Genomic DNA, 13,097 nt, shown 5'->3' with positions numbered 1-13,097 from the left:
GGCGGGCGGGGCAGTATCGCCGGGATGCGGCCCGGGTCCAACGGGGCGGCCGATCCCGGTACGTTGGCGCCATGAACGCACTCCCGCTGATCGCCCTGCTGTCCCTCGCCGGCGCCGCCGACCCGTCGGCCGAACTGCCCGCTCAGTGGGGCGGGATTCCACTGCTCGATCTGAACGACGATCCGGGCCGGCACGTCGTGGTCGATCGGGAGGCGGGGCAGTACCTCGGGCACATCTCCACGGTGCGGCCGGGCGGGGGCGAGACGGTGCTGGCCGCCTACCCCAAGGGGCACGGTCGCGGGCCGATCATTCTGAAACGCAGCGACGACGGCGGCCAAACGTGGTCCGAGCGGCTGCCCGTCCCGGAGAACTGGGCGACCAGCGAGGAGACGCCCACGCTGTTCCGCGTCCATGACGCGCAAGGCGAACGACTGATCTGCTGGAGCGGCCTCTCCCCGGCTCGGCTGGCCGTCAGCGAGGACGGCGGAGCGAACTGGACCCCCTTGAAGGAAGCCGGCCCGCCGGAGAATCGCTGGGGCGGCATCGTCGTGATGGGCGACGTCGCGGAAGTCGGCCCGGGTCGCTACATCGCCCTGTTTCACGATGACGGCCGGTTTCTGGAGCCCGGCGGCAGCCGGACGGACACGTTCAAGCTGCTGCAGACCCGCTCGAACGACGGCGGGCTGACCTGGTCGGATCCGCGCACGCTGTGGTCCGGCTCGGACGTCCATCTGTGCGAACCGGGCTTCGTCCGCAGCCCGGACGGCGGGACGCTGGCGGCGCTGCTGCGGGAGAATCGTCGGCGGAAGAACTCGCACGTCATCTTCACCACCGACGGCGGCGAACACTGGGCGCCGCCCCGGGAGATGACCGAATCGCTCACCGGCGACCGCCATCAGGCCGTTTATGGGCCGGACGGCCGGTTGTTCATCTCCTTCCGCGACACCGCCGCGGACAGCCCCACGCAGGGCGACTGGGTCGCGTGGGTCGGCACATGGGACGACATCGTCGGCGGTCGCCCCGGTCAGTATCGGGTGCGGTTGAAGGACAACACCCACGCCTGGGACTGCGCCTACCCCGGCGTCGAGATCCTGCCGGACGGCACGATTCTCGCCGTGACCTACGGCCACTGGGACGAAGGCGAGAAGCCGTACATTCTGTCCGTGCGATTGCGGTTGGAAGAGTTAGACGCCTTGGCGAAGTGATTCCCGGGCGAGCCGGGGGGATGAACCCCCCGGCTCGCCGACGTTAGAGTGGGGCGATGGCCGACTCGCTCTCCCGCCGAGACTTCGCCGCCTTGGTGGCCGCGGGGGCGACCGCTTCCACGCTGCCGGGCACAGCCCGCGAACCGCTGACGGCCCCCAAACCGCCCGTCCCGCGGGGGTTGGGAACGCAGGCGGCGCTGCTGTACGAGGTGCTGCTCAGTCAGTTCCCGGAGTCGCGGGTCGAGGCGAAGCGGGACGAGATCGCCCGGGACATCGCGACGAATCTCTACTACGGCCGCGTGCTGGCCTCCGCTGGCCTGACGCACTTCGACGGCCCGGGGCCGTTGTGGACGGCGTATCGGGCGACAGACGGGGAAACGCCGTGAGCCGTCCTCGCCGAGGCGAATCGCCGGCCGACTTCGCTGCGCGGGAGGTGCGGCGGGAACATCGTCCCTCGCGCTCCTGGCCGCCGGTGATCGGCGGATTGCTGATCGCGGCGGCCCTGGCGCTGCGATTCGGGCTGGAGAATGATCCGGAACTTCAGCGGTCGGCGACGATGTTGTGGTGGGCGGGCATGGGGTGCGCGGCATTGGGCCTCGTCCTCTGCCGGGGGCTGCCGCGGTGGATGAGCGGGTTTCTGCTCGCCGCCTGCCTGCTGCTGACGGCGTGAGCCCCCAATGCCGATCGACCCCTTCGCCGACCTGCCCACCCACGCCGCGGCGTTGCGGCGGGGGGATTACTCATCGGTCGAATTGGCGGAGTTTTGCCTCGATCGCCTCGAACGCCACGGCCCGGCGCTGAACGCCGTCGTCACCCTCACCCGCGATCGGGCGTTGCGGGAGGCGAAGCGGGCCGACGCGGATTTGGCGAACGGCGTCGATCGCGGACCGTTGCACGGCATTCCGTACGGGGTGAAGGATCTGCTCGCGGCTCGCGGTTATCCGACGACCTGGGGGGCGTCGCCGCTGCGGGATCAGCGGTTCGATCACGACAGCGCCGTCGTCGCGAAGCTGACCGCGGCCGGGGCCGTGCTGTGCGCGAAACTGGCGATGACGGAGTGGGCCGGCGGGTTCGGGTATCAGCAGGCGGACGCCTCGTTCACCGGTCCCGGCGTCTGCGCGTGGGACGACACACGCTGGAGCGGCGGCAGTTCGAGCGGCTCCGGCAGCGCGGTGGGCGCCGGTCTGCTGCCGTTCGCCCTCGGCAGCGAGACGTGGGGCAGCCTGCATTCGCCCGCCAACAACAACGGCGTATGCGGGTTGCGGCCGACGTTCGGCCGCGTCGACCGTACCGGCTGCATGACGCTGTCCTGGACGATGGACAAACTCGGCCCGCTGACCCGCACCGCGCACGACGCCGGGCTGGTGTTGCACGCGATCGCGGGGGGCGCGCCGCCTGGCGGCGACGGCAAAGCAGGGGGAACTGGTGAGGGCTTCCCGCGGGACGAGATGGTTGCGGATCGCTCCTATCGATATCCGCCGGACGAGAACGACGCTCCGGCGTTCAAGCTGGCGATCCTGCCCGGGGCGGCGGATCGGGCGCAGGACGCCGTGCGGGAGAACTACGACGCGAGCCTCAAAACGCTGCGGTCGCTGGGCACGGTGGAGGAGATCGAACTCCCCCCGTATCCCTACAGCATTGCGGCGACGCTGATCATCAATGCGGAGTTGGCCTCCGCCGCGGACGACTTTCTCGCCGCCGGTCTGACGTGGGATCTGACCGCCCCGGAGGATCGCTTCGGCGGGTACGCCGCACGCCTGATTCCCGCGGTCGACTATCTGAACGCCCTGCGGCTGCGGGCGAAGTTCGCTCGGGAACTCGACGCCCTGTTCGCCCCCTACGACGCGGTCGTGACCCCGGCGCGCTCGACCGTCGCCCCGCCGCTGGATCGACCGTTCGATCGCTATGCCCCGGGGACGCAGGCGGAGACGCTGGGCGGCCCGGCGAACGCCGCGGGACTGCCGGGGTTGTGCCTGCCGAACGGCTTCGACCCCGACGGTTTGCCGACCGGGCTGAACCTCGTCGGCCGAGCGTTCGACGAGAACCGCCTGTTGGCCGTCGGGCGCGCCTATCAGCGGGCGACCGACTGGCACACGCGGCGACCGGAGCGGTGGGCGTGAGCCCCGACCGGCGTCACTTCTTGGCGCCGAACTTCCGGTCCATCTCTTCGGCGAAGTCCTGCGTGGAGAGCACCATGTCGAAACGGGCTTTCTCCCGCTCTTCGACCTTGGCGTCGCCGGGGCGGTCGGTCAGTTCGCTCAGGGCGCCGTCGACCTCGTCCAGTTCCTTGTGCAGCCCGCGGGCCGTGCCGACGGCGGCGTCGAGCCCCTCGGTGTCCATGTCCGCATTGTGCGTGTGCAGAATGCCGTCGCCCGTGGAACCCTTGAGGGAGTCCTCGGCGTGCTCGCGCTCGTCAGCGATCTGACGGGCGAGGCGGTCGTGCATGACCGTCAGCCGCATGCGGTAGTATTCGACGGTGCCTGCGGGAGCGTCGTGCGCCATGACTTGAAACATCGGAACGTGAGAAAGGGGACGGACTTCGGATCAGGTGCGCGCGGGGCGGACGGCATGCTCTTCAAGATGGGTTTTGCACCGCTTCAAACCTTCGTCGAGCATGCTTTTGGGGTCCATGCGGAACGCCCGGGCGGCGATCTCGCCGAGGCTTCCGCCGGGCGGCTGCCAACTCAGGTGAACGCTGACGCGGGTGCCGTCGCCTTCCGGCTCGAACCGAGCCTGCCCCTCGTACTGCACCAAGCTGTCCGGTGTGCTCTGCCAGAGCACCTTTTCGTTCTCCACCTGCTCCGTGACGACTTCCTCGCAGTGCAGTTGCGCCCCGGCGAAGGTGGTGCCCCAACGATGGCGACCGCCGCCCAGATCCTCGACCTCCCAGTGTCCGGGGAAGAAGCGACGGCTGCTTTCGGCGTCCAGCAGGAACTGAAACACCTGATCGCGGGGGGCGTCGATGTGGATCGTCTTCGCGAGACGCACCGGCTTCGGCGCCTCGGCCAGCCCCAACAGATCCTCGACCCGTCCGCCGCGGCGGCCCTTCTGAAAGAGCGCCAGCCCCGCGGCGCCCAGCGGCACCATCAACGGCCCGCGACGCAGCACGGCCCGGGCCAGCAGCCCCACGCCGGCGGTCGCCAGGCCCAGGCGGGCGCCGTGCGTGAGTTCCCCCGTCGGCAGGTTCGCGGCGAGTCCCGTTTGCGGGCGGTGCGGAATCGGCTCTCCCGCCGTGCTGAGGAGGGCTTCGACGCTGCGGACGCCCCGGACCTTCTCCACGGCGGGCACCAGCAGATCCGGCTCCCCCGGACGGACCGTCCCGCCCAGCGTGACGACGCCGTCGCGGGCTTCGACGCGCAGCCCGCCGGCGTCCGTCAGCACATGCCCCGCCGCGCTGCGGACGCGGTTCTCGACGGTGGCGTCGTCCGCGACTTCGCCGGTCAGCAAGCCCTTCGCTTCAAACGCCTGCCCCTTGAGGCGGTTCGCGAGATCCTTCGATCCCTTCTCCCACAGCGTGCCGTAGTCGGAGCCGGCGCGAACGAACTGGTCTTTGATCTTGCTGCGCCGGGTCGATCCGTATTGCGGGTCGAACAGGTACATCGCCCCGGCGCCCAGCGCGAGTCCCTTCAGCAGGCCGCGGGTCGTCTCAAACATCGGGGGCGTGTCGTCAGGATCGGGGGCGGTGAACGAGCCGAGAAAACTCTACCCCGCGGCGCGAGGCGGGAGGTCGGGAGAATGTCCCGCTGCTCCTCGGGGATCGCCCGGGGGGCTGCCGTTGTCAGCCTCGAACGGGACGTGACAATAGTCCACCTTCCTCCGCGGCGAAGCGGGGACGCGCTACCTGAGGAACCGGACCGGATGACCGTACCGACCGCCGTCCCCGACCCGGCCGCGACGCTGGCGGACGTCAGCTTCGTGGCGTTCGATCTCGAAACGACCGGCTGCACGGCCGCCGCCGATCGGACGGTGGAGATCGGCGCCGTGCGATTCGACCTCGCCGGGCGGGAACTGGACGTCTTCGAAGAACTGGTGAACCCCGAGCGGCCGATCCCGGCGAACGTGATCCGCATTCACGGCATCACCGACGCCGCGGTCGCCGGCGCCGCCCCGATGGCGGAGGTCGCCCCGCGGTTCCTCGATTGGATCGCAGCGAGCGCCGCCCCGCCGATCCTGATGGCCCACAACGCCCGCTTCGACATGGGCTTCGTCGGGGCCGGGCTGGCGCGGGCCGGGCTATCGGCGCCGCCCTCGCCCGTGTTCGACACCGTCCGGCTGTCCCGCCGACGGATGCCGACCGAGCGGAGCCATTCGCTCAAGAACTGCGCCGCCCGCTTCGGCGTGACGAACGATCGCGCCCACCGGGCGTTGTCCGACGCCCGGGCGTTGATGGCGGTCTTCCTGAACCTCGTGCATCGACCGCCTGCCGTGACGACGGTCGGGCAACTCGACGCCCTGTGCGGCTGCGGACCGATGCGGGCGGAGATCGCGTCGCCGGCTCGATCCTCCAGCGGCGGCTGGCCGCGGCGGCGACGGCGGTACGAACCGCCCTCCGGCGATCAGGCGGCGCTCAATCTGGCGATCGCGAACCGGGCCCCGGTTCGTATCGTGTACGACGGCGGCACGAAGGGCGTCGCGGCCCGCTCCGTTACCCCCCGCCGGCTGCAACGCCGGGGCGGGGAGCTGTACCTGTTCGCCTGGTGCCACTCCGACGACAAAGAGAAGCAGTACCGCGTCGATCGTATTCGCGAAGTCGACGCGGGTTCATAAAGGTCCGTCGAAGGGGCGCCCCGCAAGCGACGTTCGCACCCGCAGAGGTCTCCGTGGACCGATCCGCTACGGCCGCGGCGCCGTCAGCGGCTGGCGGTTCTGGCGGTCGTTCACGAGACGCGGCACGGCGGTTTTCTTGATCCGGCGTTGCAGCGTCCAAGTCGGCACGTCGCCGGCCGGTTGGGTGAACAGGGCGGTGCGAATCGGGGGACGACGGGCGGACTCCGCGTCGGCATCGAGGTTCTGGGCGCGGATGACCGGCGTGACCTGTTCGAACCGCGGCGTCCCGAACGCGAAAGCGTCGAGGGAAATCATCTCACCCCGAACGTATTTCCCATAGGGCGGATCGTCCGCGGGGGCGTCCTCGGCCCACATACGCACCGGGAGGAAGTTCTCTCGCATGGCGACCGACAGCCGCGGCGTGAACGCCCGAGCGATCGGATCGCGGGGGACGCCGGAGAGCGTCGGATGGCTGCCGTTCAGGCCGTGGACCCGCCATTCGTACTCACGGGCCAGCGATTCGGCGCTGATCGGGCCGCGCAGCGTCGCCATCAAAGCCAGCAGTTCCTCAGAGGCATTCGGATGGGCAAGCCGAGTTGCGGCGCGATCTGCGTCGCTGATTGGAACTCGATGGGCCGCGGCGGCCTCCCAACGGCCCAAAATCATGGCGACGGGATCGGGGCCGGTTGTCGTGCCCGCGTTGGGATCCGCGGAGCAGAGCGACAGGACGATCAGAACCGGGGCGGCCGGCATCGGGGAACCCATCCGTGGGAGAAGCGGGACGACGCGGACGAGCCGCGAGGGAGGTGCATGCGCGGCGCCTCGTGCGCCGAACCGGCAGCGTAGTCCCTCGCCCGCGGGGCGCGAACGGCGGTTTGCAGCCCGCCCTGCGCCGGTTCCGAGGCGTCGCGGATCGACGCTCCCCGCCGGTCCGACCCTTTCCCCCCCGCCGGCGCCGGCCCATCATGGCCGTCGCTTCAGGCAGAACCGTCCCGTACCGGCCCCGCGAGTCTCTCCGTGAACAACGTGACCGCCGCCCGTCTCCTCGCAGCGCTCGCCTCCTCGGCGCTGCTGTTCGCTCCGGGAAACGCGGTCGGGCAGGACGATCTGTTCGACGATCCCTTCGAAGAGCCGGCGCCGCCCAGCGCGGTTGCGCCCAGTCCTTTCCCGCCGGGGTCCGCGGAGAAGGTCGACCAGCCGGACCCGATGACGGCACGGCTCGAGGCGGCTCGCGTGGTTCTGACCGCGGAGGGCGTCGCCGACCCGCTGCCGCAACCGGGGCCGTTACTGGTCGCCTTCGAACGAGCCAGCCTGCCCGGCGCCCGCAACAATACCGGCACGGTTCGCACTCTGTCCGGCGTCGTGCGGGCGCTCAATACGGGCCTCGTCCCCGTTCACCTCGGCCCCGGCACGACACTGACCGCGAACGGACAGGTCCTCCTCCCGAATGTCCTGCCGGACGATCTGCGGGGCTACTCCTCCAACGACATCCGCGGCGAGGCCGCCGATTGGGAGTCCTACCGCACCGTCGATCCCGGCTCCGTCGCCGAGTTCCCCGCGGCGTTCGTCAACCTCCCGGGCAGTCCCAATCACCTGCCGGCGTCGCTGACGTTGACGGTTCCGTACGTCGTCGGCGGGACGCTCGATCCGCCGAACGAGGACGGCGTGTCGGACGACGAAGTTGAGGGGGGCGAAGCGAAGACCGTGACGCTGGACGTCGCGGCGTACCACCGCGGACTGGCCGATCTGGCGATCGAACGAACCGGCCCGCAGCAGGCGCTCGCCGTGGTGCGGGTGCGGGGCGAATTGACCTATCTCGGCCGTTTCGCGGCGCTGTCCGCGTTGCGTTCGCTGGCGGACGACGGCGTCCGTCGGGGCGTGTTGTTATGGGAAAACGTCGTCCGTGACGACGCGACCGGTGAGGGGGAGGACGGCGAGAACGAAGCGGCTGAAGGGGAGGGCGCCTGGCAGCCGACCGTGCCCGCGCTGTCAGAGGCTCCCGTGGACGCCCTCGGACGATCGGGGTTCGACCCGGCGCGGCAGTCCCGGTTTTCGGAGTTCGGCTCCTCCCGCTCCACCGGATCGCCGCCGATGCAGGCGGGATTCACGGAGTTCGCCCGCGCCCCGGGCCTGCTCGATCCGCAGGATCGGGAAGCCGACGACGGACCGGCGCCGGCGGGGGCGAGCTTCGTCGACCTGAACAGCCGTCGGGCCGCCTTGCTGGCCGGCGGGATGGCGAACGGCTCCCAGGGACCGGCGGCGGACTTCGGCAACTTCCACGACGACGCCACGAGCGCCGTCTCCGAGGTGTTGGAGTCCGCGTTGCGAACGCTCGACGCGGAGGATGCGGAAGCCCTGATTCGCTCCGCGGAGCCGCTCGTCCTGCCCGCGGCGCTGCGGCATGCCGGGCCGAACCTCGCGGAGTCCCGCGTGCCGCTGCTGATCGAATACACGCAAAGCTCCTCGGCGCCCGTGCGGAGCGCCGCCGCGGCCGCGTTGGGAGCGTTCGACCGCGAAGACGCCCGGTCGGCCCTCGCCGCATTGGTGACGAACGCCGAGGATCCGAAACTTGCGGCCGATGCCGCGGAGAGCCTCGCCGTCTCCCGCTTTCCCAAGGCGCAAACGGCGTTGGCCGCCACGTTGACCGACGGCGCCCCGGGCGTGCCGGCGGAGGTGTTCGGCGTGCTGGCCGATCACAGCGACCCCGCGTGGGAAGACCTCTTGGTGAAGCTGGCCGGGGACGCTTCGGGCGATCCGGCGGTCCGCGTCGCGGCGTTGCGGGCGGTCGTCGCGGGGCGTTCCTCCGCGGCGGATCGCCTGCTCGCGGAGGCGATCGCCGGGGAGGACGAGGTCGCGGCCCGCGCGGCGTTCGAGGCGCTCGGTCAACGCTCCGACCCGGCTTCGCGGGCGATGGCGGAGCGGTACGCCCTCGCCGCCCTGCGAACCGCCGCGGAGGAGGGCCGAACCCTCGACGGGCGGATCACGGAGTACCTGCTCCAGAATCGCCCCCCCGGCGCCGCCGAGCCGCTGTGGACCTTGTTCGAGAACGCCCCGGACGATTCGAGAGCCGAGACGATCAAGCTGCTGGCCGCGATCGCCCCGGCGGCGGGCGAGCCCGGATCCGCGGAGACGGTCGGCGGACGGTTGGCGGATGCGTGGGAGCCGGCGGATCGTCAGGCCCGCATGGCGATCCTGTCCGCGGTCGCCGACCTCGCCCCGGACCGCCTCCCCGAATTGGCCGGCGAGGCGTTGAAGAGCGGCGACCAGATGTTCGAAGCGACCGCCAGCGCCGCCCTCGAGACGGCCGGCGTGGACCCGGACGTCTGGGACCAACTGGTGATCGACGCCTTCCAGGCCTCCGAACAGGCGGACGCCGCCGGGCGACTGGCGACGGCGCTGATCGCCCGGGCCACCCCGGCGACGCGGGGGGCCGTGCTGGAGGGGCGGTGGGACGAGAATCCCGTTCGTCGCGCCGCGGCCGACGCGGCGATGAGCGAACTCACGCAGTACGGCCCCGGCAAGGCGTTCTTCATCCGCGGGATGCTCACCGCGGCGGCCGATTCCGACGGCGACGACCTGCCGGACGGCGGCGCCGAACCGCACAGGGCGAGTTTGCGGTACCTCGACATCGCCGTGCGGCTCGATCCGACGCTCGCCGCCGGCTGGAGCCAGCGGGCCTTCAGTCGCGGACAGGCCGGCGAGCTGGAAGGCGCCCGGGACGACTACCGCCGTGCCCTCGAACTCGATCCGTACGACAACCTCGCCATGACCGGCCTGGCGATTCTGGAGATTGAACTGGGCGGGGACGTGGACGCCGGCCTGGCCCGGGGCGAAGCCGGTTTGAAGAAGTACCCGGACGATGCGCTGTTCGCCTACAACATGGCCTGCGTGTACGGCGTCGCGGCCAAGTCGCTGGCGGACAAGAAGGACGCGGAATCCGTCGAGCGGTTCGAGACGTACCGCGACAAGGCCCGCGAACATCTGGTGCGGTCCTATCGCCTAGGACTCGACGGCGACCGTCACCGTCATCACGCCTCGACCGACCCGGACCTCGATACGCTGCACGGCGACCCGGTCTTCGAGAAGATCATCGCCGGCACGCTGCCCCCCGCGCAGGATGCGGACGAGGACGACTCCGAGGTCGTTCCGGAGTAGGGGAGCCGGCGTTGCGCTCGTCCTTGGTCCGGGGGGATGAACCCCCCGGCTCGCCTTTCTCTTTCGTGAGTTCGCCCGGATGCGGATTGATCAGGTCGTCACCGGCGGCGGAGACCGGGGGGAGACCTCCCTCGCGGACGGCTCGCGCGTGCCGAAGACGGACGTGCGATTGGCGGCGATGGGCGACGTCGACGAACTGAACGCCGCCGTCGGCCTCGCCCGCTGTGCTGCGGAGTCAGGAGGAGCCATCGACGCGCCGCTGGCCGCGGTGCAGCAGGATCTGTTCGATCTGGGGGCGGATCTCGCCGTGCCTTTGAAAGAAGGGGAAGTCGATGCGGAACGGCCCCCGCTGCGCATCACCGCGGGCCAGGCGGAGCGACTGACCGCCGTCGCGACGACCGCCGCGGCTCCGCAGCCGGCGCTGTCCAGCTTCGTCTTGCCGGGGGGAACCGAACTGGCGGCCCGCCTGCACCTCGCCCGCACCGTCTGTCGTCGGGCGGAGCGGGCCGTGTGGGCGTTGCACGCGTCCGCCCCGGTGAACCCGCACGCGACCGTGTACCTCAACCGGCTCAGCGATCTGCTGTTCTGCCTGAGTCGCACCGCCAACGAAAACGGCGCCGGCGACGTGCTTTGGGTTCCGGGAGCGAATCGGGAGGGTTAGCCCGCGGTCACGACGATCTCGAACCAAGTCTCGAATCGTCCGCCCGGTTCCAAGGTCCGCCAACCGGCGTCGGCGCCGCCCTGTTCGAGGTTCACGGCGTCCGTGGCGCAGGTGTACGGCTCGATGCAGATCGCGCCTTTCGTCGCCGAACGGGCCTCGCCTTCACGGAACCAGGGCGGGGTGAAGACGACCTGTTCCCGGAACGCGGCGTCGCAGCGTTGCACGATCCGCAGGCCGTTGGCGGGGTTGGCGATGACGGATTCGATCATGCCGGGATCGTCCGGCGTGGCGGCGACCTGCGTGTAAACGTCGTCCAGTTCCAGCGAGCCGTACCGCGGACCGTCGCGGAGGTCGTAGTCATCCTCAAGCGGCAGGATCTCCCCGGTGGGGATGCCGCCGATCAGTTCATACCGGGCGGCGGCGGGCACGGTCACCGTGCAGTCCGCGGCGGCGCCGTCCCCGGAAGTCGATCCGACCGGCAGGGCGAAGTACGGGTGCGTACCGAGGCCGAACGGCATCGGTTCGTCGCCGAGGTTCTCGACCGTCAGATCGCACCGCAGGCCATCGGCGGTCAGCTCGTAGCGTGCGGTCAGGCGCCCGTCGCCCGGCCAGAGGGCGGCCCGGTCCGGGTCGTCCTTCGACATAAGGAATTCAGCGGTCGCTGAGGATTCGTCTTGCCGGGTGAGAGTCCACGGGCGATCGAAGGCGAAACCGTGGATCGCATTGCCGGCGCCGTCGTCGCGGGCCTCGCCCGGGCCGTCGCCCAGCGGCAGGAGGTGGGAGGACTGCTGCTCCGTGACGAACTCTCCGGCCCGGATGCGATTGGGGAACGGGAACAACAGCGGGATGCCGCTGTGGGAGGGCTTGCCGCCGGCGGGGAACTCCGGCTCCGCGGCGATCGCTTCGACCGTCTCGTTTCCCGCGGGCAGGGCCAGCCGGAACAGATTGAACCCCCGCTGAAGGGCGATCTGGGCGGTCGCGCCGGAGGGCGCGGTGAGGGTGAGCACGTCGTCGGTCATCATCGCAGAATACCCGGGGCCGCGTTCCGCCTCATCCGATTCCCGTCGCGAGATCGATCTCCGCGCAGCAAAGCATCCCGGACGCTCGAAGCGTCCGGGACGCGAAAATCACCCTCTTTGAAGCGCTCAACCGCCGAGGACACGGCCCTTCGCGTGGAAGATCACCGGTTCGTCGCGGCCCTCGACGTCCACCGTGAACGTCTCCGAGTAGGCGCCCCCTTTGTCCGGGGCGGTGAAGGTCATCGGCACGACATGCACGACGCGTTCGGCGTCCGGCAGCTTCATGCCGAAGTTGTCGCCGGCCGTGCCCTCGCAGGCCATCGCGGTGATTTTAAAGGGTTTCTTGCCTCGCAGGACGACGTTGAACCGCTTCTCCTGACCGCTGGCGAGCGTGCCGAGGTCCACGTCGCGGACGGTGATGTCGTCCTCGACCTCGCCCTCGACCAGCACCGGCACCTTGGGGTTGTTGGCGTCGGAGGTGACCAGCACCAGCCGCTCGCGGATCGGTCCCGGGGGGGCGTCCGGGGAGAGCTTGACCCGCAGTTCGTAATCCGCGCCGGAGGAGGTGCGGCCGACCTCTTCGACTTTGGCGTTCAGCAGTTTGCCGCCGCCCTGCACGCCGCGGATCTGCCAGCCGGCGTATCCGGCGTAGGCGATTCGCACGGTTCGTTCGGCGCCGGCGCCTTTGTCGACCGCTCCAAAGTTCACTTCGCCGGGGGTCAAGACGACGTCCTTGCGGCAGTACATCCGCACGGGGATGCGGACCTCGGCGAACCGCGGCGCGTCGAACCGCACGATGACGTTGGAGTCCTTCTTGCCGTAGAACTGCCGGGTGTTCATCTCCAGCGTGAGGGTCGCGGTCTCGCCGGGGGCGATCGTCTGGGTGTCGACTTCGCCGGAGGCGCAGGTGCAGCTGGCGCCGATGCTGCTGATATGCAGCGTTTGGTTCGTCGTGTTCTGAATCTTCACCGGATGTTGGGTGAGGGCGCCGCGGGCGACGACGCCGAAGTCGTGCTCTTTCTCGCTGAACAGGGCTTCCGCCCAGCTGTCGTCCCGGGTGGTCGCGACCGGCACGGCGCCGCCGATCGGGCTTTGATAGGTCTGTCCGCCGGCGGACGCCTCCGCGCAAATCTATTACGGCACGCCGGTCGCCGGCGGGGCACGCGGCGGGGCGGGGGACGACGCCCGTGAGCGGTCTTCGGCCGCGAACCCTTCGTCGCAGTATCCGTCCGCCCCCGAAATCGGTCAATGTGCACTTTGCGGACCGGTTCGACTGGCGAGCCGCGCTGA

General features: G+C 70.4%; 12 protein-coding genes. 7 read left to right on the top strand and 5 right to left on the bottom strand.

Features of this window, described 5'->3' with window-relative positions; translation table 11 throughout:
* Positions 1-71 precede the first annotated feature (71 nt).
* From LzC2_RS09455 to LzC2_RS09440, 4 genes are read left to right on the top strand one after another with little or no spacing between them, the layout of a single operon-like run.
* Complete coding sequence (locus LzC2_RS09455) at positions 72-1,205, top strand: sialidase family protein (RefSeq protein ID WP_171186212.1); 1,134 nt, start codon at positions 72-74, stop codon at positions 1,203-1,205.
* A gap of 56 nt (positions 1,206-1,261) precedes the next feature.
* Positions 1,262-1,591, top strand: a complete 330-nt coding sequence (locus LzC2_RS09450; RefSeq protein ID WP_171186211.1) for a hypothetical protein — start codon at positions 1,262-1,264, stop codon at positions 1,589-1,591.
* A complete protein-coding gene (locus LzC2_RS09445; RefSeq protein ID WP_171186210.1) occupies positions 1,588-1,875 on the top strand; it encodes a hypothetical protein in 288 nt (95 codons plus the stop codon). Before LzC2_RS09450 ends, LzC2_RS09445 begins: the two co-directional genes overlap by 4 nt.
* A gap of 7 nt (positions 1,876-1,882) precedes the next feature.
* Complete coding sequence (locus LzC2_RS09440; protein ID WP_171186209.1) at positions 1,883-3,325, top strand: amidase; 1,443 nt, start codon at positions 1,883-1,885, stop codon at positions 3,323-3,325.
* A 13-nt stretch (positions 3,326-3,338) separates the two neighbouring features.
* Here the strand turns inward: LzC2_RS09440 and LzC2_RS09435 are convergent, their stop codons facing one another.
* Both LzC2_RS09435 and LzC2_RS09430 read right to left on the bottom strand, forming a co-directional pair.
* A complete protein-coding gene (locus tag LzC2_RS09435; RefSeq protein ID WP_171186208.1) occupies positions 3,339-3,707 on the bottom strand; it encodes a hypothetical protein in 369 nt (122 codons plus the stop codon).
* Positions 3,708-3,749: 42 nt separating this feature from the next.
* The gene (locus LzC2_RS09430; protein ID WP_171186206.1) at positions 3,750-4,859 is read right to left on the bottom strand and encodes an SRPBCC family protein; all 1,110 of its coding nucleotides are present in this window, start codon (positions 4,857-4,859) and stop codon (positions 3,750-3,752) included.
* Positions 4,860-5,063: 204 nt separating this feature from the next.
* Here LzC2_RS09430 and LzC2_RS09425 point away from each other — a divergent pair, with 204 nt between their 5' ends.
* Positions 5,064-5,972, top strand: a complete 909-nt coding sequence (locus LzC2_RS09425; RefSeq protein ID WP_171186204.1) for an exonuclease domain-containing protein — start codon at positions 5,064-5,066, stop codon at positions 5,970-5,972.
* Positions 5,973-6,038: 66 nt separating this feature from the next.
* On the opposite strand, the gene LzC2_RS09420 is transcribed toward LzC2_RS09425, so the two are convergent.
* On the bottom strand, positions 6,039-6,725 hold the full coding sequence (locus LzC2_RS09420; RefSeq protein ID WP_171186202.1) for a hypothetical protein: 687 nt from the start codon (positions 6,723-6,725) through the stop codon (positions 6,039-6,041).
* 273 nt (positions 6,726-6,998) lie between these two features.
* On the opposite strand from LzC2_RS09420, the gene LzC2_RS22820 reads away from it, so the two are divergent.
* Together LzC2_RS22820 and LzC2_RS09410 are read left to right on the top strand one after the other, a co-directional pair.
* Positions 6,999-10,127 (top strand): HEAT repeat domain-containing protein, encoded by a 3,129-nt coding sequence (locus tag LzC2_RS22820; RefSeq protein ID WP_171186200.1) that lies wholly within the window; start codon positions 6,999-7,001, stop codon positions 10,125-10,127.
* A 79-nt stretch (positions 10,128-10,206) separates the two neighbouring features.
* Positions 10,207-10,788 (top strand): cob(I)yrinic acid a,c-diamide adenosyltransferase, encoded by a 582-nt coding sequence (locus LzC2_RS09410; protein WP_171186198.1) that lies wholly within the window; start codon positions 10,207-10,209, stop codon positions 10,786-10,788.
* Here LzC2_RS09410 and LzC2_RS09405 read toward each other — a convergent pair.
* Positions 10,785-11,807 carry an aldose 1-epimerase gene (locus tag LzC2_RS09405; protein ID WP_206678643.1) on the bottom strand — a complete coding sequence of 341 codons (1,023 nt, stop codon included), beginning with the start codon at positions 11,805-11,807 and terminating at the stop codon, positions 10,785-10,787. The two genes, LzC2_RS09410 and LzC2_RS09405, sit on opposite strands and share 4 nt — an antisense overlap.
* Before the next feature lie 126 nt (positions 11,808-11,933).
* On the bottom strand, positions 11,934-12,881 hold the full coding sequence (locus LzC2_RS09400) for a DUF1573 domain-containing protein (protein ID WP_171186194.1): 948 nt from the start codon (positions 12,879-12,881) through the stop codon (positions 11,934-11,936).
* Positions 12,882-13,097 lie beyond the last annotated feature (216 nt).

Origin of the sequence: Alienimonas chondri, from assembly GCF_013036045.1 — a bacterium.
Lineage (GTDB): Bacteria > Planctomycetota > Planctomycetia > Planctomycetales > Planctomycetaceae > Alienimonas > Alienimonas chondri.
Note: the sequence above shows the minus strand (reverse complement) of the source record. Positions and strands in the feature narration are given on the sequence as shown.